This is a genomic window from Kitasatospora sp. NPDC093550 (assembly GCF_044764985.1).
In the GTDB taxonomy this organism is placed as follows: domain Bacteria; phylum Actinomycetota; class Actinomycetes; order Streptomycetales; family Streptomycetaceae; genus Kitasatospora.
Genome location: NZ_JBIWJF010000005.1, coordinates 222,461 through 247,988 on the forward strand (window position 1 = coordinate 222,461; position 25,528 = coordinate 247,988).

Consider the following 25,528-nt stretch of genomic DNA (forward strand, 5'->3'; position numbering starts at 1 on the left):
TCCTCCGGCGCAAGCTCGTCGGCGGTGTCCCCCAAGATCTTCAGGAGCTGTTCGAGATCTGCTTTCGGCAGCAGGCCACTATGGCGGGACCGGCCTCCCCGCGCCTCGAACCCACCGGCTCGACGCCGCCGGCTGGCGCCACCACGGCGACGACCAATGGCGCGAGGGTGACGGCCGAACCGACGCCCGGGGAGGTGGCACAGAACCGTGCCCTCCCGGAGGCTGCCCTCAGCGAACTCGCCGAGGCCGTGGGGCTCGTTCTCCGTGATGTCGCCCGTCACCAATCCACCATCACCTGGTCGGGAATAAGCCGCCGGGTGGATCTCGACCTGCCCTGGTTGCGGGGATCGGAGCAGCGTGAGCTGCTCACCCGGGTCGACCGTGACACGCCAACTGGCGAACCGTTGCTGTCCGCTCTTGTCGTCACGGGTGACCACGCCCCGACTGGGGTCTACCACGAGGTCGCGGCTGCGCTCGGCAGAGAGCTGCCGCACCCGCAGAACGGACTCCAACAGCACTGGCAGATGGATGTCCTGCGACTGCACTCGCTGTGGCGTCACCGCTGAGCCGACAGCAACACATGCATCTCACAAAGAGCTCACTCGCACGTGCCTCAGTTCTGCCGCTGCCCCACGCTCCACCGCCGCTGCCCAGCCTCATGTCTGATCTTGAGACACGCAATACGGAGAAGGATCCAGACCATCCGAGCTATGCCCTGCTTACGGCGCACTCCAGCGTCGATGCTCGTGCTTCGAGTTCGGCGGGCAGGTACCAGCCTTCGGTGGTCTTGCGTGCCTTGACGGAGCGGCCGGTCAGCTTCTCTTGGGCGGGCCGAGGGGCAGGAAGGCCAGGCAGGGCCCGACGAGGAGGGTGATCTACGCAGTCGTCATGACGGCCGGTTCCGGCGGGCGGCGCCCAGGCGGGCGTAGTGGTCGAGGAGGTCGGGGGCGTCCACGGCGGCGGGGTTGACGACCTGTTCGGCGGGGGCGCCTTGCAGGAGGCGTTTGACGGGGACTTCGAGTTTCTTGCCGGTGCGGGTGTGCGGGATGCCCGGGACTTCGAGGATCTCGTCGGGGACGTGGCGCGGTGAGGCGCCGCTGTGGATCGCCTCCTTGATCTTCTCGCGCAGCGCCTCGTCCAGCGCCACTCCTGGCGCCGGGACGACGAACAGGGGCATCCAGTAGCCGCCGTCGGCTTCCTCGGCTCCGATGACCAGGGCTTCCGTGATCTCCGGGAGGCGCTCGACGATGTCGTGGAGGTCCGCGCTGCCCAGGCGTACGCCGTTGCGGTTCAGGGTGCTGTCGGAGCGGCCGTGGACGACGACCGAGCCGTGGGAGGTGTGGGTGATCCAGTCACCGTGGCGCCACACGCCGGGGTGGGTGGAGAAGTAGGCGTCGTGGTAGCGGCTGCCGTCGGGGTCGTTCCAGAAGGCGAGCGGCATGGACGGCATGGGCCGGGTGACGACCAGTTCTCCGACCTGGTCGACGACCGGGCGGCCGGCGGTGTCGTACGCGGCCAGCGCGACACCCAACTGGGGTGCGGACAGTTCCCCGGCCCAGACGGGCGTGGTGGGCGCGCTGCCCGCGAAGCCGGACACCACGTCCGTGCCGCCGCTGATGGAGGCGAGCAGGACGTGGCCGCCGACGTGGTCGCGGACCCACGGGTACGCGGAGGCCGGCAGGGCCGAGCCGGTGCACCCGACGACGCGGACCGACGACAGGTCATGGCTGGACGGGTCGATGCCGTACTTGGCCATGGCCAGCAGGTACTGGGGGCTGGTGCCGAAGACGGTGACCCGGTGGCGGGCGGCCAGCTCCCACAGGACGTCGAGCTTGGCGAGGGGGGCCGGACTGCCGTCGTAGGTGCAGGTCGTCGCGCCGGTCAGCAGTGTCGAGGCGACCAGGTTCCACATCATCCAGTGGGTGGTGGTGTACCACAGCAGGCGGTCGCCGGGCCCGAGGTCGGAGTGCAGGCCGAGGGTCTTGAGGTGTTCCAGCAGGACACCGCCGTGGCCGTGGACGATGCCCTTGGGCAGGCCGGTGGTGCCCGAGGAGAACACGACCCAGAGCGGATGGTCGAACGGCACCGGCGTGCAGGTGAGTTCCTCGGTACGGGTGGAGGCCTCCTCCCACGGCACGACCGGCGACGGGTACGCCTGGGGCCGCCACGGCAGGCCCACGTGGTCCACCAGCACGGTGGCCTTCAACCCGGGCAGCGCGCCGGCGAGTTCCAGGGCGGCGTCGCGGCGGTCGTGGGTGGTGCCGTTGAACAGGTAGCCGTCCGCCGCGATCAGGACGGTGGGTGCGAGCTGGCCGAACCGGTCGGCGGCGGCCTTCGGGGCGTAGTCCTGCCCGCACACCGACCACACCGCGCCGAGGCTCGCGGCGGCGAGGAACGCGACGATGGCGTGCGGGGTGTTGGGCAGGTAGCCGACCACCCGGTCGCCCCGGCCGACGCCCAGGTCGCGCAGGGTGGCGGCGACCGAGGCGACCTGGGCGCGCAGCCGGCCCGCGGTCACCTCGTGCGCGGCCCCGGTTTCGTCGAGGGCGATGATCGCCACGTCGTCGTCCGCCGGGTGGCGCAGGGCGTGGTGGGCGTAGTTGAGGGTGGCTCCGGGGAACCAGCGGGCCCCGGGCATCCGCTCCTCGGCCAGCACCTGCTCGTAGCCGGTGTCCGCGTCGACGCGGAAGTACTCCCACACCGCGCCCCAGAAGCCTTCCAGGTCGGTCACCGACCAGTGGTGCAGGGAGGCGTAGTCGGCGCCGTCGCGTCCGACGCGGCGGGCGAAGTCCATGATGCGGCTGCTCGCGACAGCCTGGGGGTCGGGCGTCGTGAAAGGCTCCGGCCGGGTCATCGTGCGGCGCTCCTCGGCAGGCTGTTCTCTACGGTCCGTGGGGAAGGGGCGGGGCTGCGCGTGGTGTGCAGGAGGCGGGCCCAGCCGGCGGTGTCGGTGAAGTCGTGGCCGCCGGCCGGGACCACGTCCAGGACGACGCGGTCGGGGCGCAGCAGGACGGCGTCCGCCCGGCCACCGCGCAGCCAGGCGGCGAGGGTTCCGTCGTCGCCGAGGCCGGTCACGGGGACCACCTGGACGCCGAGCGCGTGGGCGAGGGCCTGCAGCGACGGCGAGGGGTCGGCGGCGGTCAGGATGGTGAAGGAGTCGCCGAGGTACTCGTCGAGGCGGAGACGGCGTCCGTCGACGCCGATCGACGGTTGGGGGCAGTGGCGGCCGGCCAGGCCCCCGCGCAGGCGCCGTCGTACGAGGGGCCCGGCGGTCAGGCGCGGGCTGAGGTCGCGTCCGATCGCTGCGGCCAGGCCCGGTAGGCGGCAGGCCGCGGCCAGGACGTTCCGGCGCAGTGCGGCGGCGCTGTCCTGGCCGCCGGTCATGGCCCAGCCCATGGCGACCGCGAGCCGTATCACATGCCGTGCATGCGGCTTGCGTTCGCTCTCGTAGGTGTCCAGCAGCCGCTCGTCGCCGCCCCGGCCGAGGACGCGGGCGAGCTTCCAGGTGAGGTTGTAGGCGTCCCGCAGCCCCGCGCACAGGCCCTGGCCGACGAACGGCGGGGTGAGGTGGGCGGCGTCGCCGAGGAGGAAGACCCGTCCGCTGCGCCACCGGTCGGCCACCCGCGCCCGGAAGGTGTACTGCGCCTTGCGCAGGACCTCGAAGTCCCCGTCCCAGGACGGCGGCAACCAGGGCGCGACCAGCTCGCGGACCGGCTCGTCGCCCTCCTCCAGCCGGAACTCCCAGCGGTAGCGGTCCTCGCCGATCCGCATGAACGTCGCCGGACGGCGCGGGTCGCAGACCTGGTCGACGCCCTCCCAGCAGCGCACGTCGGCGCTCGTGCGGACGTCGACGACGGTCCAGCTCTCCTCGAAGTGCAGGTCCTCCCAGGTCGCGCCGATGGCCTCGCGGGTGAGGCTGTTGGCCCCGTCGCAGCCGAGGACCGCCTCGGCCCGCAGCCGGTGTTCCCCGTCCTCGTCGCGGTAGGTCACGCGGACCGGGCCGCTCGTGTCCGCTTCGACGGCGGTGACCTCGACGCCGACGCGCAGTTCGCACTGCGGGTGGCGGGCGAGGGCGTCCCGCAGCAGTCGTTCCAGCTCGGGCTGGTCGAACATGCTGGTCTGCGGGTAGCCGTGGTGGCCGTGCGGGGTGCGGGGGAACTCGGCCATCACCCGGTGCCGGGCGTCCAGCAGCCGGAGTCCGTTGGCGGGGCGGACGATCGTCGAGAACTCCTCGCCGACGCCCGCGGCCTGGAGGATCCGGCGGACCTCGTCGTCGGCGGCGACGGCACGCGGGAGGGGGTAGGGGTCCCGGTGTCGCTCCAGGACGACGGTGGGCACTCCGCGCCGGGCGAGCAGAAGGGCCGCGGTGACGCCCACCGGTCCGGCCCCCACGATCACCACGGGCACGGTCGTCCCGTTGGCTTCGACGGTCACGTGCGGCTCACGTCGGGGTGTCATCGCGCGTCCGTGACCGGAGTTCGCTGCTTGCCGAGGTCGATCCGGCCGTCCGGGGTCGCGATCGTCGCCGTGATCACGTCTCCCGCGTGCAGGTAGCGCGGGTTCTTCGTCTGGGACGTGAAGAAGGCCTTCCACTTCACCGCGGGCGGCAGCAGCGCCCCGATCTTCTCCACCGGCTTCGGTGGGGCCTTCAGGGCCGTGCCGCCGGGCGTGCCGGTCAGCAGCAGGTCCCCGGGGTCGAGGGTCTGGAAGCGGGCCAGCAGGGTCAGGGCCTGGGCGGGGCGGACGATCATGTCGGCCAGCGTGCGGTCCTGGCGCGGCTCGCCGTTGACCGACAGCCGCAGCCGCAGATCGAGGAGGTGGGCGAAGTCCTCCGGTTCCAGCAGGGCGAGGTGGGGGCCGGTCGGGGTGAAGGTGGGGTACGACTTGCTCTCGTAGAACTGGGTCTTGGTCAGTTGGACGTCGCGGGCGCTGACGTCGTTGGTGATGACCAGCCCGGCGACGTAGGACGGCAGGTCGCGCTCCTCGACGACGGCGCCGATGGGCAGGGGGGCGCCCATGACCAGCCCGAGTTCGATCTCGTAGTCGAGGAACCTCACATGGGCCGGCCGCACGACGGCGTCGCCGGGTCCGCTGACCGACCCGGAGGCCTTGCGGAAGAAGGCGGGCGGGATGTCGCCGGTGAAGCCCGAATCGCGGGCGTGGCTGCGGTAGTTGACCATCTGGGCGACCACCCGGCAGGGAGTGGTGACCGGCGGGAGGACAGCGAGGTCCGCGACGGGCGTGCCCGGGTCGTCCGAGCGGGTCGCCTCCCGCACGGCGTCACGGTCGGCGATCAGCTCGGCCGTGGTGGCGGCCTTGGTCTCGACGGGGACGGCCCGCTCGCCGCGGACGACCCACCATCCGTCGGCGGTGCGCAGGACATTGGTGCTCATGTCGGTGCCTTCGTGAAAGGGGACGGGGTGCTTCAGGACGTGGCGGCCTTGAGCAGGCCGAAAAGACGTGCCGGGTCCATCTCGTTGTCGCCCCGCAGCGCCTGGATCACGTCGCGGACGCGTTGCGGGGAGGGACTGGCGCCGAGGAAGTCGCGGGTGGCCGGCGGCCCCCACTGGGCGAGGCCGCTGGTGGACATCGGCGCCCAGCCGGGCTCGACGTCGCAGGAGAACAGGTCGCCGTCGGCGAAGTGCTCCAGCATGAGGCGGTCCGGGTCGCGCCAGTAGTCGAAGAGCTGGCTGCCCTGGATGTGCCGACCGATCCCCCAGCTGCGCTGGTAGCCGCGCTCGGTGAGGTACTCGCCGCCGGCCGCGATCGAGTCCAGGTCGGTGACCTGGTAGGCGGAGTGGACGTAACCGGTGCCCGGCCCCAGGTGCATCGCCAGGGTGTGGTGGTCGGCCGGCACGCTGCCGAGGTCGCAGCGGACGAACGCCATCGTCGGGCCGCGGCCGCGCTGGCCGTCCAGGAACAGGAAGTCGGAGACGATCATCCCGAGGGTGTCCAGGTACCAGTCCAGAGCCCGGCCGAACACCCGCGTCTCCAGGACCACATGGCCCAGCCGCTGGATGCGGGAGGGTTCACGCGGCGGGCGCTGGGGGGCGTTCGTGCGACGGTGGTCGGTGCCGAAGTTGAGCAGGAGCGGCTGCTGCTCGGGCAGCGCCGGCAGTTCCTCCCCGCAGTGCACGACCCGGACCGGGAAGCCGGAGGGGTCGAGCAGGTCGACCACCTTGCCGCCGCCGGGCACGTCCGCGTCCCGTACGGACGCGCCCGTGGCGCGGGCCAGCCGGTCCAGGTCGGCCCGCTCGGCGGCGCGGAAGGCCGGGCCGATGAAACGGGAGGTCCGGCCGCGCCGGATCACCATGCACGGTGAGCCGGCGAAGGTGCCCCGGAGCCACAGCTCCCGCTCGCTCCGGGCGGCGACACCGAAGCCGAAGTCCCGGGCGAAGACCTCGGCCCGCTCCAGGTCCGGCTTCTCGAACTCCAGCCAGGCCAGACCGGCGACCTTGATCGCGGGATTGCGGGAGCGGCCCGGGTGTTCGCCGCGCAGGGCTCCGTGCTCGCTGTGAAGGTCCTGGTGCGCTGTCGTGACACCGGGCTCGCGGACGCGGGTTTCAGACATGGTGCCCTCCGAGCAACATCGCTTGATGAGGAAATCATCAACCTTGACAGTATCTTCGTCAAGGCGATCCACGAAGGAAATGATGAATTCATCAGATGAACGCGCCGGTCGTGGCACCCGGCGCTCCCGGCACGGCACTTCGGCGGGGATCCGGGCCCGATCGGCGTGAGTTTGATGAATTCATCAGAGATGTGATTGTCATCGCCAGAGGGGTAGACTCTGCGCATGCCTTCCTCAGCTCCACCCAGCAACCGGTTCGAGCGGCGCCGCGCCGAGACGCGCGGCGCACTCATTCGCGCCGCCCGGCAGATACTCGCCGAGAGCGGGGACGCCGGCGCGAGCATCCAGGCGATCGCGGAACGGGCGGATGTCGGCTTCGGCTCCTTCTACAACCACTTCGAGTCGAAGGCCGAGCTGTTCGACGCCGCGGTGGTCGATGCCCTGGAGGAGTTCGGGCAGCAGTCCGACGAGCGGCTGACCGGGATCGAGGACCCGGCGGAACGTGTCGCCGCAGGCTTCCGCCTCAGCGCCCGGATGGCCGACTCCCACCCGGAACTGATGCAGGTCCTACGCCGCCGGGGCCTCGGGTACATCCACTCCGACAACGGCCTGGCCCGGCGGGCACGACGCGACCTCGAAGCCGGCATGGCCTCCGGACGCTTCACGGCCGCCGACCCCGCCGTCGCCCTGTCCGGGCTGGGCGGCACCCTGCTGTCCCTGGTGGAACTGCGGTTCGCCCGCCCCGACCTCGACGGCGACAAGGCCGCGGTGGACCTGGCGGAGATGGTTCTGCGGATGCTGGGCGTGCCGCTGCAGGACGCCCACGAGGTCGCCCGGCACCCCCTGCCCGACGGCGCCTGAACGCACCCGCCGGCTCCAGGAGCGGCGCAGGCGGTCACGGTCCCCGGAGCGACCAGGTCCCGGCCCTTCGCCGCTTCGCCGGCGCCCCGGCGCCGGATCCGGCTATGTTTTCGTCACGCCTCGGGGGTGACGAAACAGGGACGGGTAGGCGCCATGGGGACCTGCTCGACGTGTGGCACGGCTCTGCCGGTTCCTCGGCGCGGTCGTCCGGCGGTGCACTGCTCGGCCCGCTGCCGACAGCGGGCCTACCGGGAACGGCACGGGCCGGGGGCGGGCGGTGACCCGGCGGCACTGGTCGCGGAGCTCGAGCGCAGGGCGCGGACTATCGCGTGGGAGCCGCCGGCGGTGTTCCGGGCGCAGGTGGAGGAGCTTGCGGCGCTGGCGCTGAAACTGCGACAGACTGCTCGCAGGGATGCCGAGGCCACGCCGGACGGCACACCCTGGCGGGAGTCCGTCGAGACGGAGCGGTCGGCCGGGGTCGGAGCGTCGGACGCGGACTTCGCGGCGCTGTTGGACGCCCACCGCCGCCCTCTTCACCTGCTCTGTTACCGGATGGTCGGGTCCTACGACGATGCCGAGGACCTTCTGCAGGAGACGTTGTTGCGGGCCTGGCGCGACCGTTGTTCCTTTGAGCACCGGGCCGCGGTCCGCACCTGGCTCCACCGCATCGCGACCAATGTCTGCCTCGACCATCTGAGGCGCACCGGCCGTCGGCCGCAACGCTACGTGCCCGTCCCTGGGCTCGACTCCGGGCCCGGCGAGCCGCCGGCTCGGCTTCCCTGGCTTCAGCCGTACCCGGACCGCCGGATCGACGAGATGCTCGAACAGGTCCCCGCGTCCGACGAGTCGGCATCGCCCGAGTCGGCCGTGGTGTCGCGGGAGACGCTGGAGCTCGTGTTCCTGGCCGCCGTCCAGCACCTCCCGCCCCGGCAGCGGGCCGTGCTGATCCACCGCGACGTCATGGGGCGGCCGGCCGAGGAGACCGCTCGGATCCTGGAGATGTCCGTCGCCGCAGCCAACAGCGCACTGCAACGGGCCCGGCAGACACTCCGCGAGCGGCTCCCGGCGAAGCGCGCCGACTGGACCCCGGCCGAGCGCACCCGCGAGGAGCAGGAGGTCGTACGCCGCTACGTCCTGGCGGCCGAGCGCGCCGCCCCGGCCATGATGGCCGAGCTGCTGCGCGCCGACGCGGTGCTGACCATGCCGCCGAACGCGATCTGGTTCACCGGGCGCGAGGCGATCCTCGCGCAGGTCGCCGCGGTGTTCGACCCGGCCTCGCCGCGCTTCTTCGGGCGCTGGCGATTCGTCCCCACCGCGGCCAACCGGATGCCCGCGGTGGCCGGTTACGTGCAGCGCCCGGGCACGTCGGTGTACCGCGCGCACATGCTCGACGTGCTGCGCGTCGAAGGCGGACGGATCGCGGAGATCACGACCTTCGAGACGCATCTGGTCGCCGCGTGCGGACTGCCGCTCACCCTTCCCTCGCGGCGACCGATGAGAAATCGGCCCGACGACGTCTAATCCTGCAGACCGCACGAACCAGCGAACAGAGGGAGCACCCACCATGAGCGCCACCGCCGCCCCCCGCACGATCCGCATCGAGCAGGACCTCCCCGCCTCGGCCGCCCGGATCTGGGACCTGTGGACCACCGCCTCCGGCATCGCCTCCTGGTGGGCTCCCGACGGCTTCGTGGTCACCGTCGATGCCCTGGACCTGCGCCCCGGCGGCACCCTGAGCTACACCATGACCGCCACCGGAGCAGAGCAGGTCGCCTTCATGGAGAGCGCCGGGCTGCCCCTGAGCACGCCGTCCACGAAGACCTTCACCGTCGTGGAGCCGCAGCGCAGGCTCGGATACACCACATCGGCCGACTTCATCCCCGGCGTGACGCCCTACGACTTCCTCACCGAGGTCGAGCTGACGCCGACGGACGGCGGCGTCCACGTGACGATGACGGTCGACGCGATGCACGACGACGAGTGGACCGAGCGGCTGGTCGCGGGTCGGCGCAACGAGCTCGCGAACCTGGCGCACCTGGTCGCCTGACACATCGTCTGCCCGCGGGTCGTGGGGACGTCTCGTGGGGACAGCGGACCATCGCCACTCCCTCCCTCGGGTGGACCGCCGCGTTCGCCGACCTGGCCGCGTTCGGGTGCGGAGCGCGGCTCGCGGAGTGCCCGGGGACGGGCCGGACCGGGTGATGCCCCCGGTCCGGCCCGTCCGCTCCGGCCAGAGGTCAGGCTCCTGCCAGAGGTCGAGCGCCTGCTAGAGGTCGAGCTGGTGCTTGTGCGTCGTGTGGGTGGGCGTGTAGCCGAGACCGTCGTTGATCCGCCTCATGTGCGTGTTGCTGTCGGCGGTGTCGGTCAGGAGGCCGCCGAGGCCCGGATGGTCCCTGCGGGCCTGCCGGATCGACTCGGCCTTCATCCATCGGCCGAGGCCGTGTCCGCGGTGCTCGGGCAGCACACCGGTGCCGTAGTGCTGGCCGTCACCTGCGCCGTTGCCGGGGATGACGAGTTCGGTGAACCCGGCGATCGAGCCGTCGGAGGTGTCGACGGCGACGACGGTGTGCAGGTGGTCGCCGCGCTGTTCGACGGCCTTCGCCGCGGCCCGTACGCGGTCCACGTCCCAGGTCACGGTGCCGTGGTCGGTGTCGTCCATGGGCATGTCGTCCATGGCCCGGCGTGAGGCGGCGAACGACTGGGCGAGGGCGTCGGGGACGGTTCCCCGCCATGACGTCAGCCGGTAGCCGGGATGCGGACGCGCGAGGATCTCGGCGAGGGCGGCCGTGTCCACGGCGGCCAGTGGCAAGCGGGTGAACCTCAAGGTGAGGACCTTCCGGAACCCGTGCGCGGCGAGGAAGTGGTCGCCGGGTGATCCGGCCTCCGCCTGCGCGACGACGCAGCGTCGGGCGTCGTCCCGGGCGGCGGACACAGCGGTGTCGAGGAGCCGGGAGCCGACGCCCCTGCGGCGCTCCGCGGGGTGTACCCGGACGTCGAGCTCGGCCAGATGCTCTTGTCCGCCGTCGAACAGCCGCAGAAAGGCCGTCCCGGCGGGGATGGAATCCGCGTCCGACGCCAACCAGGCGAGACGTCGGCCGTGCGGCCCGCGGGCGGGGTCGGTCAGTGGGGTGATGCGAAGGGACAAGGTGTCTCCGTCGTGAGGAGGTGGCAAGGGTCAGGACGCGGGCTCGACTCCCGGGCACTCCTGCGCATGTGCTCCACACCTCCTCGTCGACAGCGCCGGCCTGCACCGATGCGGGCGGCTGGCTGAACCTAGCGGGCCGACCGGCTCCCGGGCAACGGGTTAAGGGTCAGGTGAGGCCGGCGCGGTCGGCGATCTCCTCGCTGTGCCGCATGTGCTCGTGCGCCCGGTCGCCGAGCTCCGATATCAGCCCGGCGACCACGCTCTCGACCACCGCGAGCGTGGGCACCAGGCTGTCGTACGGGGACGGGGCGCCGATCTGGCTGGAGAAGACGACTTCCGCGTGGGTGCTCACCGGGGAGAGCCAGGTGTCGGTGAACAGGATGACGCGGCCACCGGCCTCCCGGACCAGCTCGGCGGCGGTGACCTTGTCCTCCTCGTACCGGCGGTAGTCGAAGACGACGAGGACGTCGCGGCGGCCGAGCGAGGCGAGCAGCGCGGTGCGCTCGACGGCCCGGTCGGGAAGGAGGCGGACGTTGTCGCGGACCTGCATCAGGTGCAGACCCAGGTAGTGGGCGAAGAGGTCGGTGAAGCGCCCGCCGGCCAGCGTGATGCGCCGCTTGGGGTCGGCGAGGAGCTGGACCGCGCGGTCGAGGTCGTGCGGGGTGACCTCGGCGAGCGTCCGGTCGACCGCCGCGGTGAAGACCTCGCGGCTGTGGGCCAGCAGCCCGGCCGCGCCGGTCCGCGGGTCGGCCGTGTCCGTCCCGGCGTTGCCGTAGTTGCCGCTGCTGTAGAGGGTCACGGGCGAGGCGTGGCGCTCGTCGAGCTCGGCGCGCAGCGCCGCCTGGAAGTCGGGGAAGCCCCGGTAGCCGAGCCGGTTGACGAACCGGATGACGGTCGGGGCGCTGACGTCGGCACGCTCGGCGAGGGTGGCGATGGTCTCGAATCCGGCGGCCGGCCACCCGGCGAGCAGGATCCTGCCGACCTTGCGCTCGGCGGGGCTGCAGTCGCCGAGCCGTTGGCGGATGTCCTCGGCGAGCGTGACGGTGGGCATGGGCGGGGCTTCCCTTCCCGGGCTGCGGGTGGATCGTGGGTGGTGCGCTGTGGAACCCGTCTCCGCAGCCTAGCGAAGTGCCGGGCTGCGGAGATCACCGCGCGGACGTGCTCCCGCGGCACGGGCCCGCGCGGGCCCACGGGTGTCGGGCGGTCGGGGTCAGCGACGGCCGAGGCGCTCGAGCAGCGCGGCCAGGAGGGCGATCCGGGCCGGGACGCTGGAGGTGTCGAGCCACTCCTCGGGCGTGTGGTCGGCGCCGCCGACCGGGCCGAGGCCGTCGAGGGTCGGCACCCCGAGGCCGGAGGTGAAGTTGGCGTCACCGACGCCGCCCGTGGAGGCGCCGTGGACCCGCATGCCGAGGTCGGCGGCCGTCCGCAGGGCGACGGCGAGCAGGCCGGCCGCTTCCCGGGTGTGCTCCATCGGCGGGCACAGGTCCAGCTGGTCGACCCGGGCCGCGGTGCCCTCCACGGCTGTGCGCGCGGCGGCGCGGCGGATCCCGGCGATGGCGGTGGCCAGTCCCGCGGTGGTGGCCGCGCGGACCTCGACCCGAAGCTCGGCCTCGGGGCACACGATGTTGGTCCGGGTGCCCGCCCGCACCACGCCGACGTTGATCGTGACGCCCGGCCAACGGCCGTTGAGCGCCTGCAGCGCCACCACCAGGTGCGCCGCGGCGAGGGCGGCGTTGGCGCCGCGCTCGGGCTCGATCCCGGCGTGGGCGGCCCGCCCGGTGACGGTCACCAGCAGGTCCGCGACGCCCTTGCGCTCGATGACCAGGTCGCCGTTCTCCCGGGCACACTCCAGGCCGAGCGCGTAGTCCGCCCCGGCCGCGGTGCGCTCGGTCAACGCCCGGCTGGCCGGCGAGCCGATCTCCTCGTCCGGGGTGGCGAGGACGACCAGCTCGGCGAAGGCCGTCCGGCCGTGGCGGACGAGAAGCTCGGCAGCCGTGACACCGGCCAGCAGGCCGCCCTTGTCGTCGCTGACACCGGGCCCGTGCGCGCGGCCCCGGGAGGCCTCGAACGGGCGGGCGGCAGCGGTGCCGTCCTCGAACACGGTGTCCATGTGCCCGAGGAGGACGATCCGCGCTCCCCCGTCCTCGACCGGCACCGAGCCGGCGAGTCGGCCGACGAGGACGTCCCCGAAGCGGCGTCCGTCGATCTCGGCGGGGGTGGTGCGCTCGGTGGTGAACCCGACCGACCGCAGGCGGCGCTCGAACCAGTCGGCGACCCGGTTCACGCCGTCGGCGTTGTGGGAACCGGAGTCGACGGCGACCAGCTCGGCGAGGTCGCCGAGGTAACGGGGAAGGACCTTCCCGGCGGCGGCCGACAGCTCGGCCAGGCCCGTGCGGCTCGCCGGTTCGGCGGGGGCGCTCACAGGACCTTGGACAGGAACGCCTTGGTGCGCTCCTGTTCCGGGTCGACCAGGACCTTGCGCGGGTCGCCGGCCTCCACGACGACCCCCTCGTCCATGAACACCGCCGTGTCGCCGACCTCGCGGGCGAAGCCGATCTCGTGGGTGACCACGACCATCGTCATGCCGTCCGCGGCGAGGTCGCGCATGACGTCGAGGACGTCACCCACCAGCTCCGGGTCGAGCGCCGAGGTGGGCTCGTCGAACAGCATCAGCTTCGGCTTCATCGCCAGTGCCCGGGCGATGGCGACGCGCTGCTGCTGGCCGCCCGACAGCTGCGCCGGGTAGTGGCCGGCACGATCGCCGAGGCCGACCCGGTCGAGGAGCCGCTGCGCCTCGGCCCTCGCGTCCGAGGGGTTCATCCGGGCGACCCGGACCGGCGCCTCCATGACGTTCTGCAGCGCGGTGAGGTGCGGGAAGAGGTTGAAGCGCTGGAAGACCATGCCGATCTCCCGGCGGCGCTCGGCCACCTCCGACTCGCGCAGCTCGTGCAGCCGGTCGCCGACCTGCCGGTAGCCGACCAGGGCGCCGTCGACCGACAGCCGGCCGCCGTCCACCTTCTCCAGGTGGTTGATGCAGCGCAGGAAGGTGGACTTGCCGGAGCCGGAGGGGCCGAGCAGGCAGCACACCTGACCGCGTTCGACCGTGAGGTCGATGCCCTGGAGGACCTCGAGCTTGCCGTAGTGCTTGCGCACGCCCTGGGCGTGCACCATGGGCTGGGCCATCGGATCAGCCCTTCCGGTTGCGGTTCGACGGGAGGAAGCCGGCGGCGCCGACGAACATGCGGCGCAGCGGGGAGACGGATGGGCCGCGGCCGGTGCCGCGGCCGTAGCGGCGCTCGAGCCAGGCCTGGGGGACGCTGAGGACGGTGGTCAGGGCGAGGTACCACAGGGCGGCGACCACGAGCAGCGGGATGACCTGGTAGTTCTGCGCGTACACGTCCTGGATGTTGGACATCAGGTCGTGGGCGGCGATCACCGAGACGTAGGCGGTGGTCTTGAGCATGTTGATGGTCTCGTTGCCCATCGGCGGGATGATGACCTTCATCGCCTGCGGCAGGACGATGCGGCGCATCGTCATGCCGGGCTTCATGCCGAGGGAGTGGGCGGCCTCGGTCTGTCCGGGGTCGACGGACTGGATGCCGGCGCGGACGATCTCGGAGGCGTAGGCGGCCTCGTTGAGGCCGAGCGCGAGGAGGGCGGCGACCGACGGGGTGAGGAGCTGGTTGGTGTCGAACTCGACGAAGGTGATCGTCGTGAACGGGATGCCGATCATCAGGTGCTTGTAGAGGGCGGCGGCGTAGGCCCAGAAGATGATCTGGACCAGCAGCGGGGTGCCGCGGAAGAGCCACACGAAGAGGGTGGACAGGCCGTAAAGGACCGGGTTGCCGGACAGGCGCATGACGGCGACCAGGGTGCCGAGCGCGAGGCCGACGGCCATGGCGGCGACGGTCAGCCACAGGGTGGTGACCAGGCCGTCGAAGATGAGGTCGGCGAAGAGGTAGTGGCCGACGACGTCCCAGTGGACGTTGGGGTTCTTGGCGAGGGAGCCGACCAGCCCGACCAGCGAGAGCAGGGCGAGGGCGGCGGCGATCCAGCGTCCCCAGTGGCGCACGGGCACGGCGATCGGGTCCTCGGTGCCGGTGGCGGCGAGGCTGCCCGGGGAGCGGTGTGCGGTGGCGGCCATGTCAGTCCACCGCACCGTTCTTGGTGGCGGACTTGACGGCGATGGAGGCGACGCCGTACGTGTCGTAGATCTTGGCGAGGGAGCCGTCGTCGATGAGCGACTGCAGCGCCTTCTGAACGGCGTCGGTGAGCTGCGGCAGGCTCTTGCTGATCGCGATGCCGTTCGGGGAGGCGTTGTAGCCGCCCTGCGCGGCGGGATCGTCGACGACCTCGAAGGTGGCGCCGTTGTCGGCGGTCTTCGCGGTCCAGCCGGCCGCCGGCTTGGTGAGGACGTCGGCGGACACCTTTCCGGAGCGCAGCGCGAGCTGGGCGTCGGAGTCCTTGGGGAACGCCTGGACCTCGATCGGCGCCCTGCCCGCGTTCTTGCAGGCGTCCTGGTGCTTGTCGAGGAGCTTCTGCTGGTTGGTGGCGGTCTGGACCGCGGCCTTCTTGCCGCAGAGGTCGTCGAGGGTGACGATCTTGTCGGGGTTGCCCTTGGCGACCATGATGCCGGTGCCGGAGACGGAGTAGTCGACGAAGTCGACGACCTTGCCGCGTTCCTCGTTGTCGGTGATGGCGCTGATCGCGGCGTCGTACTTGCCGGCCTGGATGGCCGGGACGATGCCGTCGAACTTCTGGGCCAGGAACTCGAACCTGACGCCGAGCTTCGCGCCCAGGGCCTGGCCGAGGTCGTAGTCGAGGCCGGTCATCTCGCTCTTGCCCTCGGCCACGTACATCTCGAACGGGGGGTACGGGATGTCGGTGGCGACCCGGACCTTGCCGGACTTCTTGACCGCGTCGGGGAGCGCTGCGTGCAGGGCGGCGTCGGGGCTGATGGAGACGCCGGCGACGGTGACCGCGGTGCCGGCGCCGGCGGGGGTCTCGGACCCCGTGCTCCCGCAGGCGGTCAAACCGAGGGTGGCGCACAGGGCGAGGGCGGCCGGCAGGGCCGGTCTGCGAGCAGCAGAGGAGTTCACGGAGCAACCTTTCGAGAACTGAGCGGCGCCGGTGGGGCTGCGCCGCGAGCCAGGACGTTACAGGTAAACCATCTTGATGGCTATATGTAATGAAGGCTACGAATCGGTAACGCCCCGCGAAGCCCCGGTAAATCCCTGATGGTTGCTCAGATGGTCAAGGTTTCACCCCGCCAACGCGTTACATCTATCGCCATCACGCACCGATCTGTATGTTCCGTTGCTGCGCCCAGTGCTGCCCTCATCGCACCGGATGCGCACCCCCGTCCTGCCCGGCCCCTCTCCGGGCGGACGCATCCCTCCTCGCCGGGCCCGCCATCGACGACGGCCCGCCTCCCCCACAGGAGCACCCATGACCATGTCCGCACGCCCCGCCCGCCGCCGGGCAGCCGGAGCCGCGATCGCCGCCGTCGCCCTGGCCACGGCACTCGCCTCGCCCGCCACCGTCGCCCGGGCGGCCACGCCCGCCACCGGCAGCCTGATCCTGGCGGGCGGCGCGGTCGCCGCCGGCAACTCCGCGGTGTACGGCACCTTCGTCACCAAGGCGGGCGGTACCTCCACCGCGCGCATCGGCGTCATCACCGCGGCCTCCGACGTCCCGGCCAATGACCCCAACGCCAACGACCCCGCCACGTGCAGCAACTCGGTCTGCAACGGCACCTACTACGTCGACCTGCTGAAGAACACCTACGGCGCGGCCGACGCCCAGTGGATCCCGATCGACCTCGATCACATCTCCAACAACTCCAGCCGGAGCGTCATCGACCAGATCAACTCCATGACCGGCTTCTTCTTCGGCGGCGGAGACCAGAGCCGCCTCGTCACCACCCTCCTCAAGAGCGACAACAGCGACTCCCCCGCCCTCGCGGCGATCCGCGCCAAGTTCACCGCGGGCGCCGCCATCATGGGCACCAGCGCCGGCACCACCATCGCCAACGGCCGCGACATGGTCACCGGCGGCGAGAGCTGGGACGGCCTGCGCTACGGCTCCTACACCTCCATCAGCACCGGCTACCCCAACGACCTCAGCTACCGGCCCGAGGGCGGCTTCGACTTCTTCACCTCCGGCCTCCTCGACACCCACTTCGCCGCCCGCGGCCGCGAGGGCCGCATCACCCGCCTCGCGGCCGACACCGGCCACACCCGCGCCTTCGGCATCGACGAGGACACCGCCCTCGTCGTCACCAACCCCGGCTCCACCAACGAGACCGACACCGTCGTCGGCACCAACGGCGTCTCCGTGCTCGACCTGCGCTCGGCCACCGTCGGCACCCACAGCGGCTACTGGTCCATCGACAACGTCAAGTGGTCCTACCTGACCAGCGGAGACAGCTACCACCCGACCACCTGGACCGCCGACTCCGCCAAGCCCGCCTACTCGCCCGGCACCGGCGCCGTGGGCAGCCGCTGGAGCGACGTCTTCTCCTCCCCCACGCCGACCACCGGCCACCCGTACCAGATGGTCAAGATGGCCACCGAGCTCGTGAACGCCGGCCGCAGCACCTACCAGTACGGCATCAGCTACGAGAGCGGCCCCACCTTCGAGGCCGACCTCACCAAGGGCACCGGCTACCGGGCCTGGAAGAGCGGTACGGCCATCGCCTTCGCCGACCTGACCACCCACCTGTACGTCTACTGACCACCGGTACCCGTGGCCGCACCGTGCCCGGTGCGGCCACCTCCTCGGGTGCACCCTTCGAGCCAGGCCCGCCGCCGGATCCCGCCCGGCGGCACCGCCAGGCGGCACCGTCAGCAGGTCACGTCGGAATGGCAGGCCTCGCGAGCGCGGTCGGCAACGGGCTCCCGTCGGGGCCGGGGCGCAGCAGCTCGGCCCCGGAGAAGAGCGCTTCGAGGATCGCGGCGGCCCACGGCTGCGGGTCCGCCCCTTCGGGCAGGCGCGGCGGAGTGCCGGCGACGGCGCGTTCGGCGAAGCCCGTCGCCAGGTGGGGCGGTCGCGCCTCCAGGACGGTGAGTCGGTGCCTGCGCTGTTCCAGGCGCGCGGTCTCCAGCCACCCGGTCAGTGCGGTCTTGGACGCGCGGTAGGCGCCGGCGGTGGCGATCGGGCGTTCGACCACGATCCCCGTGACGGCGCCGACGGCACCACCGGGGCCGAGGGCCCGGACCGCGCCGCGCAGCACCGCCAGCGGGGCCAGGGCGTTGACCGTCATCAGGTGCTCCTCGACACCGGCGGGCAGCTCCTCGCACGGGCCGAAGGCCACCGCGCCGATGCTGACGGCGACCGCGTCCAGACCGTCCAGCTGCCGGGCCGCCCGCTCGGCGAGAGCGGCGCACAGGTCGAGGTCGTAGGCGTCGAACGCCAGGGTGTCCGGCGCACCGGTACGGCGGGCGACGGCCTCGAGCCGCCCGGTGTCCCGGCCGGCGGGAACGACTCGCGCTCCGCCGTCGGCGGCCAGGACGGCCAGCCGGCCGCCGAGCTCCCCCGTGGCTCCCACGACGAGGACTCTCGCTCCCCTGATGTCCATCTCGCTCTCCTCAGGTGTAGCGCTCCCGGGCTCCGGTCGGGCCGGGACGGCACGGGGGTGGTCCCGGCCCGCCGTGGACGGGGGCAGGGCCGGACCGGACCGGAGCGGGCCCGCGGTCCCTCGGGCTGCGGCTCGCGGGCCGGGGTCAGCGTCGTTCGAGGCGGCGGAGCCGCAGGAAGCCGAGTGCCGTCGCGGCGGCGCCGACGAGGGCCGGCCCGCAGGCGGCGGCGGTGAAGGCCGCCGCGCAGATGAGGGAGCCGGCCGTCAGGGCGGCGGAGGCCGCGACCCACAGGACGAGGGCCAGGGGCCGCCAGGACAGGCGGATCAGCCGGTTCCTGCGACGCCGCAGGAACCGGTCGAGCGCCGGGTCGGTGGTCCTGATCGAGATCTCGAGCTCGGCGAGGGCGCGCAGCTCGCCGGCGCTGAGGTGGACGGCCATGGCGTCCCTCCGTGGACGGTGGCGGTTCGAGCGTGGGGCGCGGGGGCGCGGGAAGCGGCCGGTGAGGCGTCGTCAGGGCCGACGCCTCACCGGCCCCGGGGGTCAGTGCGCGGGGCCGGCGATGCCGTTGCGCCCGGGCGGGGAGGCGAGCTGTCGCGCCGCGTCGGGGGGCACCGCCCCGGGGTGGCGGTGTCGCCAGTAGGGGTTGTCGAGCGGCAACTTGGCGCTGACGCGACCGTACATGCCGAACGTGGCGATGATCAGGCCCATGACGAAGCTGAAGATGACGTTGGGGATCCTGAAGGCCAGGACGTTGGCGCCGGAGTCGAGCAGGGCGAGGTTGACGAACCCGCTCAGCACGAACAGGCCGCCCACCACGATGTTGATCGTCGAGGCGACGTTGCCGCCGATCACGGCTCCGGTGATCAGGACCGCGGCGGTGACGATCGAGATCAGGCTGAGCAGGCCGTTGCTCGACAGGCCCGCCACGCGCTCTCCGGTGGTACTGAAGAACGGCAGGGCGTCGGACAGACCGAGGCAGCCGAACACCAGCAGGGCAACGCCGCACAGGCCTGCGCCCACCCGGTAGACCCGTGCGAGTCGGTGGTCGACGGGAAGCTCGTCGCGGAAGTCCATGACAGCTCTCCTTCGCGTATCCGGAGGCCGGTGCCTCCGGATTCCCACGTTCACGGGTCACCGAACCGTTCGACACTTGCAGCGATCACGCACCGTTCGGCGTGCCGCGTCGGTGCGACGGGGCGGGGCCGGGGAGGGGGCTAGGGCGGGACGGCGCGCCGGAGGGGTGTCGGCGCGCCGTCCCGCCGGCTCACGTCGCCGAGGGGTCGTCGGCGGGAAGGGCGCTCTCGGGCCTGCCCGGCCACCAGAAGCGCCGCCCGGTGAGCAGGACCAGCGCGGGGACGAGGACCGTGCGCACCAGGAGGGTGTCGAGCAGCACGCCGATGCCGACGATGATGCCGATCTGGGTGAGGGTGATGAGCGGCAGCACGCCGAGGACGGCGAACACGGCGGCCAGGAGGATTCCGGCGCTGGTGATGACGCCTCCGGTGGAGGCGAGGGCGCGCAGGACCGCGCGGCGGGTGTCGTGGCCGGCGACGGTGTCCTCGCGGGTGCGGGCGATGAGGAAGATGTTGTAGTCGACCCCGAGTGCGACGAGGAAGAGGAACGACAGCAGGGGGACGTTGGTGTCCATCGCGGGGAAGTCGTAGAACGCGCGGAAGACCGTCCAGCTGGCGCCGAGGGCGGCGAAATAGGAGATGACGACGGTCGCGACCAGCAGGACCGGTGCGACGAGCGCGCGCAGCAGGGCGATCAGCACGACGAGGACGATCGCGAGGACGAGTGGGACGACGACGCGGGTGTCGTGGGCGTTGGCGCGGGAGGTGTCGTAGGCCTCGGCGGTGGTTCCGCCGACCAGGGCGTCGGAGCCGGGGACTCGGGCGACGCGCCCGCGCAACCGGTCGATGGTGCGGTCGGAGGCGTCGGTTCCGGGGGCGGAGTCGAGGACGACGTCGGCGCGGGCCCAGCGGTCGGTGGGCCGGGCGGGGGTGACGGAGGAGACGCCGGGGACCTGGCGGGCGGCGTCGACGACCTGGTCGCCCGTGGCGGTGCTGGAGACGAGGGTCAGGGGGTCGACGGCGCCGGCGGGCTGGAGGGCGGCGAGGGTGCGCTGCCCGAGGACGGCTTCGGGGGTCTTCCGGAAGGAGTCGGCCTGGGGCAGGCCGGTGGTGAGGCCGAGCGCTCCGGAGGCGAGGACCAGAAGGACGGCGGTTCCCGCGACGGCGACCTGGGCCGGCCGCTTGGCGACGCCGCGGCCGATGCGCGACCACAGGCCCCGACGGTCGGCGGTCACGGGGTCCCCGACCTTGGGGATCAGCGGCCAGAACAGCCACCTACCGGGCAGGACGAGGGCGGCGGGAAGGACCACCAGGCCGAAGAGCATCGCGGTGAGGATGCCGACGGCGCCTGCGAATCCGAGTCCGCGGTTGCCCGTGAGTTCGGCGGCCAGCAGCGTGAGGAGGCTGAGGACGACGGTGGTGCCGCTGGCGAGGACGGCGGGGGCGGTGCCGCGCCAGGCCCGTGCCATGGCGGTGAACCGGTCGTCGCCGAGGTGGAGTTCGTCGCGGTATCGGGAGACCAGGAGCAGGGCGTAGTCGGTCCCGGCGCCGAAGACGAGGACGGAGAGGATTCCGGCGGCGGAGGCGTCGACCTCGACGCCGGCGTGCGGGGCGAGGACGCCGACCAGGATGCCGGCCATGCGGTCGCCCGCACCGACGACGAGCAGCGGCACCAGCCACAGGACGGGGCTGCGGTAGGTGATCAGCAGCAGGACGGCGACGACCGAGGCGGTGGCGATCAGCAGCGTGCCGTCGGCGCCTGCGAAGACCTTGGTGACGTCGGCCCGGAAGGCGGGTCCGCCGGTGACCTGGGCCTGCAGGGGCGCGACGAGGCTCTCGGAGGCGCTCTGCCGGATGTGGTCGATGGCCGCGGTGTTCTCGTCGTCGCCCGCGTCGGTCGGCAGCAGGACGGCGACGGTGGCGGCCTTGTCCTCGAGGACCTGCGGGCGGGCGGCTTCGGGCGCCAGTCCGAGCGCGCCGAGGGATGCGGCCCGCTCGGCGACGACTGCCTGCTGAGCGGCGGTGAGGGGACTGCCGTCGGTGTTGCTGTAGACGACGATGGCGGGGGCGACGGCGCCGGTGGGGAAGGTCCTGACGATCTCGGCGACCTTGGCGGACTGCGACGAGGAGGGGAGGGAGGTGCCGGTGGCCTCGGTGGTGGTGGCGCCGGAGGGGCCCAGGGCGAAGGCCGCGCCCAGTCCGATGACGGTCAGCAGGAGGACCAGCCACGCGACGCTGCGGGGGTGCTCGGGCCCCACGGTGTGGTCGGTGCTGGGGGTGGACCGGCGCGGGCTGCCGGTCAGGGTTCGGGACACGGGAACGCACCCTCTAAAGTCGTTAAGTAACTTAGCGATCCCCACCGTGTCAGAATTGCCGACATGGCGCAACACCACTCGTCCGGACCCGGCACCGACTCGGACCGGACCACCGGCCGAGAGGCACCGCGATCCGGCGGACCCGCGGGTGACGAGCTCTCCGCCGCGCTGCGCGAAGTGCTGACCCTCACCCAGTTGGCGCGCGCCGCACTCGCCGAGCGGCTGCACATGCCGTTGACGCACGTCGAGGCGGTCGAGCACGTGGTCATCGCCAAGAACTCCGGCGAGCCGATCGGACCGGTCGAGCTCTCACGACGGCTCGGAGTCACCAGCGCCGCCGGGACGCAGTCGGTGAACCGGCTGGTGTCGGAGGGCCACATGACCCGTCGACCCCACCCCGACGACCGGCGCCGGCAGATCCTGGACGTCACGGAGAGCGGCTTCGCCCACGTGATGGGCGAGCTCACCCCCCTGCTGGATCTGGTGCTCGGGGCGTCCGGAGGCCTCAGCGACGCCGAACGGGTCGGCGCCCAGCGGTACTTGGAAAACGTGGCGGTCGCCTACCGCCGATACCTCGAGCAGGGCAGCCAGGGCTGAGAGAGACACCCCGGCCCGGTGCTCCACGCACCGGGCCGGGGTCGGATCCGGGCCTGCCCGACCGGGGGCGGGCGCGGCCGGTGCCGGCACTCAGCCGGCTCCGGCGGTACCCACGCGGCGGTCGAACCGGGTACTGCGGTGGTCCCCCGCCTCGTCGACCGTCGCCCTGGCCTCGTAGTGCGCGAGGGCCAGACCCAGGCCGAAGAAGGTCGGTGCCCATTCACCGACGAAGATCCCCCACCGGTCGGCCCGTTCGACGCCGGCCTGCTCCGCCTTCATCGACACGACCCAGCTCGCGAGGGAAAGTCCCACCGAGCCGAGCGCGGCCGCGTAGGCGTGCTCGCTGGTGATACCGGCTTCGTGAAGCTTGCGGACGATCACCATGGTGATCAACTCCCTGTCTTCGTCGAGATGCCCCTGGACCTCAGGGTGCACACGGCAGCCGCCGGATCGGCAGTCGCATCGATTGCGCACCCGTAGGCCTCCCGGAGCCGGGCCTTCGACGGTGCGGGCCCCGGGAGGCGCCCCGCAGGACGCGGACCAGTGTGGGCCGCCGCCCCGTGCGAAGCGGCGGCCCCCAGCACGGGGGGTCAGGAGCGCCGCTGGCGCGGGACCGTCACCCGGCCCATCGCGGCGTCCAGGCGGGCGAGCATCGGCGGATCGGCCACCGCCTCCAGCGCGGTCAACAGGATCTCCAGCGTGACCGGGTCGTTCTCGGCGACGGCCCGGGCTATCCGGTCCACCAGGTCGCGGGGCCGGCCGGGGCCGCGTCCGGGCATGACGGTCACCTCCGTTCCTCGGCTTCCAGAACCGCGGGCAGACGCTCCGCGACCCGGTCGGCCAGCCGGTCGAAGGCGGGCCGCAGGAACGGCGCGGCGAGCCGGGCGAGGCCGTGGAACCGCAGCCGGGCGCGGTAGACCAGCAGCGTCCCGCCGTCCACCGGGCGCAGCGTCATGTCGTCGGTCGCGGTGACCGTGCGGTTGCGGCCGACGAAGAGGAGCCGGTCCGGCTGGTAGCTCTCCAGGGTGTAGGTGAGCCGGGTCCGGCGGCCGCGGAAGCGCGAGACGTTGAGCCAGGTCGCGCCGGGCGCGACCGGACCGCTGCCGACCCGGGTGCAGCTCTCGGTGCCCGGGTCCCACTCCGCCGCGTTGGCGAAGTCCGCCAGGTACGCGAGCACGTCGGCGGTGGGTCGGTCGACGGTGATGCTCCGCTCGACGGTGACCATCGTGGTGTTCCTCTCGGGTGCGGCCCGGCCTCCTCTTTCCTCCTTCATTCGTCGTCCCGGGCGGATCGGATGGCGGTCGGCCCGGATCGGGGCTCATCGGGGACGGGAACGGGTTCAGGGTTCGATGGCGAGGTGTTCGATGAGGTCGTCGCGCAGCGTGAACCGGTAGCGCAGATCGATGGTGCCGCCGGGGAAGTCGCCTTCGAGGTGCTGTGTGGCGACGTAGTGGGCCGTGTCGGTCCGGTGGGCGTTCGTGAGGTGGATGGTGTAGGTGAATTCGGTGGCGGATCGATCCAGCCACCGCTCGATCGCGGCGCTTCCCTGGTAGGTGTTGCCGTCGTCGATCACTGTGGCGTCGTCGGTGAACGTCGTGACCGCGGTGGCGGTGTCGTGGACGCGGTGCGCCGTGAGGTAGCGGGTGATCACCTCGGGCAGGTCGTCCGGGGTGATGGTCCGGGGCTGGTCGTCGTGCATGACGCTCCTGGTGGTGGCGGCCGGTTCAGACGGTGGGGGTGGTGCCGCCGTCGATGACGTGTTCGGCGCCGACGATGGCCGAGGCGCGGTCCGAGACGAGGAAGGCGACGAGTTCGGCGACCTCCTCGGGCCGGTCGGGACGGCCGAGCGGGATGCCTCCCAGGGAGTCCATGAGCCGGCCCAGCGCGGCTTCCCGAGTGATGCCGGCCTCGTGGGCGATCCGTGTGACGAGGTTGTCGGCGGCCGAGGTCTGGACGAAGCCGGGCGAGACGGTGTTGACGCGGACGCCGTGCGGGGCGACCTGGTTGGCCAGGCCCTTGCTGTAGGTGGTCAGGGCGGCCTTGGCGGCGGCGTAGGCCAGAGTGCCGTTCCACAGCGGCATGCGGCGCTGGATCGAGGTGACGTGCACGACCGCGCCCTTGCCCTTGGCGATCATGTGCGGGAGGAGCGCGCGGTCCAGGCGGACGGCGGCCAGCAGGTTCGTGTTCAGCTCCTTTGCCCAGTCGTCCTCGCCGAGGGTGGCGAATCCTCCTGCTGGTGCCTCGGAGCCGCCGAGGGTGTTGACCAGGATGTCGACGCCTCCCGTGCGGGCGTCCACCTCGGCGGCGACGTGGGCGGCGCCCTGGGTGGTGGACAGGTCGGCGGTGATGAACGTCTTCTCCTCGACGTTGTCGGGGCGGCTGCGGGCGGTGACCAGCACGGTCGCGCCGGCCTCGGCGAGCCGCCGGGCGATCGCGGCTCCGGTGCCCTTGGTGCCGCCGGTGACCAGAGCGCGTCGGCCTTCGAGGGATTCACTGATGGACGTGGTCACGTTGTGCTCCGTTCCCGGGCGCGGGGATGCGAGGCTCCGCTCCCGCCTCAACTGCTAAAATAGAAGCTACTAACTTCGACATTAGCAGTAACTGAGGGGATGGTCGCCGTGGCAAGCCGGATCAGGCTGGAGGACCGGGAGTGCCCGCTGTCCACGACGGTGGAACACGTCGGGGAGTGGTGGACACTGCTGATCCTCCACGACGCCTTCGACGGCTACACCCGCTTCGACCAGTTCCAGGAGAGCCTGGGCATCTCCTCCAGCATGCTCACCACCCGGTTGAAGGCCCTGGTCGCGGACGGTCTGCTGGAGCGCCGGCCCTACCAGACCAACCCCGTCCGGCACGAGTACGTCCTGACCGAACTCGGGCGCTCCCTGCGCCCGGTGATCGTCGCCCTGGCCGCGTGGGGCAACTCCCGTCTCACGCCGACGGAGCGCAGCATGATCCTCGTCGACGCGCACAGCGGCGAGGAAGTCGAGCCCGTGGTCGTCGACGCCAGAACCGGCCGCCGACTCGACGACAGCACCGCCTACGTCTTCACCGCGGGCCCCGCAGCCAGCGACGCGATGCGAACCCGCTACGCCTCACGGTCGGCCGTTCCCGCGGAAGAGGCGTAAGTCCGCCCGGAAGGACCTCGCGCAGCCTTGAGCGGGGCCACGAGCGCGGGGCTGCGCCTGACCAGCCCCGCGGCACCGGCTCGGGGCACGGACCTGGCGGGCTGTTTCAGCGAGTGGCGCCGCAGCACCGACCGACCGTAGGGCGGTGGCCGGCGGAGGCACGGGGATCGCGAGGGTGGACCGTGGCCCGGGTTCGGGCGAGGAAGATGATTTCTTGGGACCGAGGGCCGAGGGGATGCCCCTCGGCCCTCGGCGTGC

26 protein-coding genes are annotated in these 25,528 nt (G+C 72.3%); 7 read left to right on the forward strand and 19 right to left on the reverse strand.

The annotated features are described in order from the left end of the window. The first annotated feature begins 80 nt into the window (after window positions 1–80). A complete protein-coding gene (locus tag ACIRD3_RS10065; protein ID WP_402213805.1) occupies window positions 81–566 on the forward strand; it encodes a hypothetical protein in 486 nt (161 codons plus the stop codon). Window positions 567–886: 320 nt separating this feature from the next. Here ACIRD3_RS10065 and ACIRD3_RS10070 read toward each other — a convergent pair whose 3' ends face one another. From ACIRD3_RS10070 to ACIRD3_RS10085, 4 genes are read right to left on the reverse strand one after another with little or no spacing between them, the layout of a single operon-like run. Continuing rightward, complete coding sequence (locus ACIRD3_RS10070; RefSeq protein WP_402213807.1) at window positions 887–2,854, reverse strand: acetoacetate--CoA ligase; 1,968 nt, start codon at window positions 2,852–2,854, stop codon at window positions 887–889. Then, window positions 2,851–4,458: a bifunctional 3-(3-hydroxy-phenyl)propionate/3-hydroxycinnamic acid hydroxylase gene (locus ACIRD3_RS10075; protein ID WP_402213809.1), complete on the reverse strand. Its 1,608-nt coding sequence runs from the start codon at window positions 4,456–4,458 to the stop codon at window positions 2,851–2,853. Before ACIRD3_RS10075 ends, ACIRD3_RS10070 begins: the two co-directional genes overlap by 4 nt. Then, the gene (locus ACIRD3_RS10080) at window positions 4,455–5,393 is read right to left on the reverse strand and encodes a fumarylacetoacetate hydrolase family protein (RefSeq protein ID WP_402213811.1); all 939 of its coding nucleotides are present in this window, start codon (window positions 5,391–5,393) and stop codon (window positions 4,455–4,457) included. The genes ACIRD3_RS10075 and ACIRD3_RS10080 overlap by 4 nt, the downstream gene beginning before the upstream one ends. A 32-nt stretch (window positions 5,394–5,425) precedes the next feature. Further along, complete coding sequence (locus ACIRD3_RS10085) at window positions 5,426–6,571, reverse strand: VOC family protein (RefSeq protein ID WP_402213813.1); 1,146 nt, start codon at window positions 6,569–6,571, stop codon at window positions 5,426–5,428. A 225-nt stretch (window positions 6,572–6,796) separates the two neighbouring features. On the opposite strand from ACIRD3_RS10085, the gene ACIRD3_RS10090 reads away from it, so the two are divergent. The 3 genes from ACIRD3_RS10090 to ACIRD3_RS10100 all read left to right on the forward strand — a co-directional run bounded on the left by ACIRD3_RS10090 (window position 6,797) and on the right by ACIRD3_RS10100 (window position 9,479). Continuing rightward, entirely contained in the window at window positions 6,797–7,432 is a 636-nt protein-coding gene (locus ACIRD3_RS10090) for a TetR/AcrR family transcriptional regulator (RefSeq protein ID WP_402213815.1), read from the forward strand. 345 nt (window positions 7,433–7,777) lie between these two features. Continuing rightward, the gene (locus ACIRD3_RS10095) at window positions 7,778–8,953 is read left to right on the forward strand and encodes an RNA polymerase subunit sigma-70 (protein WP_402213817.1); all 1,176 of its coding nucleotides are present in this window, start codon (window positions 7,778–7,780) and stop codon (window positions 8,951–8,953) included. A gap of 43 nt (window positions 8,954–8,996) precedes the next feature. After that, window positions 8,997–9,479, forward strand: coding sequence for an SRPBCC domain-containing protein (locus ACIRD3_RS10100; protein ID WP_402213819.1), 483 nt, complete (start codon window positions 8,997–8,999; stop codon window positions 9,477–9,479). Window positions 9,480–9,698: 219 nt separating this feature from the next. Here the strand turns inward: ACIRD3_RS10100 and ACIRD3_RS10105 are convergent, their stop codons facing one another. The 6 genes from ACIRD3_RS10105 to ACIRD3_RS10130 all read right to left on the reverse strand — a co-directional run bounded on the left by ACIRD3_RS10105 (window position 9,699) and on the right by ACIRD3_RS10130 (window position 15,676). Further along, complete coding sequence (locus ACIRD3_RS10105) at window positions 9,699–10,577, reverse strand: GNAT family N-acetyltransferase (protein ID WP_402213821.1); 879 nt, start codon at window positions 10,575–10,577, stop codon at window positions 9,699–9,701. A 166-nt stretch (window positions 10,578–10,743) separates the two neighbouring features. Continuing rightward, the gene (locus ACIRD3_RS10110) at window positions 10,744–11,628 is read right to left on the reverse strand and encodes a MurR/RpiR family transcriptional regulator (RefSeq protein WP_402213823.1); all 885 of its coding nucleotides are present in this window, start codon (window positions 11,626–11,628) and stop codon (window positions 10,744–10,746) included. A 159-nt stretch (window positions 11,629–11,787) separates the two neighbouring features. Then, window positions 11,788–12,999 carry a M20/M25/M40 family metallo-hydrolase gene (locus tag ACIRD3_RS10115; protein ID WP_402213825.1) on the reverse strand — a complete coding sequence of 404 codons (1,212 nt, stop codon included), beginning with the start codon at window positions 12,997–12,999 and terminating at the stop codon, window positions 11,788–11,790. After that, window positions 12,996–13,760, reverse strand: coding sequence for an amino acid ABC transporter ATP-binding protein (locus ACIRD3_RS10120; RefSeq protein ID WP_402213827.1), 765 nt, complete (start codon window positions 13,758–13,760; stop codon window positions 12,996–12,998). The genes ACIRD3_RS10115 and ACIRD3_RS10120 overlap by 4 nt, the downstream gene beginning before the upstream one ends. A 4-nt stretch (window positions 13,761–13,764) precedes the next feature. Continuing rightward, entirely contained in the window at window positions 13,765–14,721 is a 957-nt protein-coding gene (locus ACIRD3_RS10125) for an amino acid ABC transporter permease (RefSeq protein ID WP_402213828.1), read from the reverse strand. A gap of 1 nt (window position 14,722) precedes the next feature. Then, entirely contained in the window at window positions 14,723–15,676 is a 954-nt protein-coding gene (locus ACIRD3_RS10130; protein ID WP_402213830.1) for an ABC transporter substrate-binding protein, read from the reverse strand. Between the two features lie 349 nt (window positions 15,677–16,025). Between ACIRD3_RS10130 and ACIRD3_RS10135 the strand changes: the two genes are divergently transcribed. After that, complete coding sequence (locus ACIRD3_RS10135; protein WP_402213832.1) at window positions 16,026–17,312, forward strand: cyanophycinase; 1,287 nt, start codon at window positions 16,026–16,028, stop codon at window positions 17,310–17,312. A 118-nt stretch (window positions 17,313–17,430) separates the two neighbouring features. On the opposite strand, the gene ACIRD3_RS10140 is transcribed toward ACIRD3_RS10135, so the two are convergent. The 4 genes from ACIRD3_RS10140 to ACIRD3_RS10155 form a co-directional block, all read right to left on the reverse strand. Continuing rightward, on the reverse strand, window positions 17,431–18,126 hold the full coding sequence (locus ACIRD3_RS10140; RefSeq protein ID WP_402213834.1) for an SDR family NAD(P)-dependent oxidoreductase: 696 nt from the start codon (window positions 18,124–18,126) through the stop codon (window positions 17,431–17,433). Between the two features lie 175 nt (window positions 18,127–18,301). Continuing rightward, on the reverse strand, window positions 18,302–18,595 hold the full coding sequence (locus ACIRD3_RS10145; RefSeq protein ID WP_402213836.1) for a DUF3040 domain-containing protein: 294 nt from the start codon (window positions 18,593–18,595) through the stop codon (window positions 18,302–18,304). 102 nt (window positions 18,596–18,697) lie between these two features. Continuing rightward, window positions 18,698–19,231, reverse strand: a complete 534-nt coding sequence (locus ACIRD3_RS10150) for a DUF4383 domain-containing protein (RefSeq protein ID WP_402213837.1) — start codon at window positions 19,229–19,231, stop codon at window positions 18,698–18,700. Window positions 19,232–19,421: 190 nt separating this feature from the next. Then, window positions 19,422–21,545, reverse strand: coding sequence for an MMPL family transporter (locus ACIRD3_RS10155; protein ID WP_402213839.1), 2,124 nt, complete (start codon window positions 21,543–21,545; stop codon window positions 19,422–19,424). A gap of 63 nt (window positions 21,546–21,608) precedes the next feature. Here ACIRD3_RS10155 and ACIRD3_RS10160 point away from each other — a divergent pair, with 63 nt between their 5' ends. Beyond that, window positions 21,609–22,142, forward strand: a complete 534-nt coding sequence (locus tag ACIRD3_RS10160; RefSeq protein WP_402213840.1) for a MarR family transcriptional regulator — start codon at window positions 21,609–21,611, stop codon at window positions 22,140–22,142. A 90-nt stretch (window positions 22,143–22,232) separates the two neighbouring features. On the opposite strand, the gene ACIRD3_RS10165 is transcribed toward ACIRD3_RS10160, so the two are convergent. From ACIRD3_RS10165 to ACIRD3_RS10185, 5 genes are all read right to left on the reverse strand, one after another. Further along, a complete protein-coding gene (locus ACIRD3_RS10165; protein WP_402214047.1) occupies window positions 22,233–22,523 on the reverse strand; it encodes a hypothetical protein in 291 nt (96 codons plus the stop codon). Window positions 22,524–22,732: 209 nt separating this feature from the next. Then, the gene (locus tag ACIRD3_RS10170; protein WP_402213842.1) at window positions 22,733–22,930 is read right to left on the reverse strand and encodes a hypothetical protein; all 198 of its coding nucleotides are present in this window, start codon (window positions 22,928–22,930) and stop codon (window positions 22,733–22,735) included. After that, window positions 22,927–23,367 (reverse strand): SRPBCC family protein, encoded by a 441-nt coding sequence (locus ACIRD3_RS10175; RefSeq protein WP_402213844.1) that lies wholly within the window; start codon window positions 23,365–23,367, stop codon window positions 22,927–22,929. Before ACIRD3_RS10175 ends, ACIRD3_RS10170 begins: the two co-directional genes overlap by 4 nt. A gap of 114 nt (window positions 23,368–23,481) precedes the next feature. Then, window positions 23,482–23,841 carry a nuclear transport factor 2 family protein gene (locus ACIRD3_RS10180; RefSeq protein WP_402213845.1) on the reverse strand — a complete coding sequence of 120 codons (360 nt, stop codon included), beginning with the start codon at window positions 23,839–23,841 and terminating at the stop codon, window positions 23,482–23,484. Window positions 23,842–23,866: 25 nt separating this feature from the next. After that, window positions 23,867–24,652, reverse strand: a complete 786-nt coding sequence (locus tag ACIRD3_RS10185) for an SDR family oxidoreductase (protein ID WP_402213847.1) — start codon at window positions 24,650–24,652, stop codon at window positions 23,867–23,869. 99 nt (window positions 24,653–24,751) lie between these two features. On the opposite strand from ACIRD3_RS10185, the gene ACIRD3_RS10190 reads away from it, so the two are divergent. Next, window positions 24,752–25,270 carry a winged helix-turn-helix transcriptional regulator gene (locus ACIRD3_RS10190; RefSeq protein WP_402213849.1) on the forward strand — a complete coding sequence of 173 codons (519 nt, stop codon included), beginning with the start codon at window positions 24,752–24,754 and terminating at the stop codon, window positions 25,268–25,270. Window positions 25,271–25,528 lie beyond the last annotated feature (258 nt).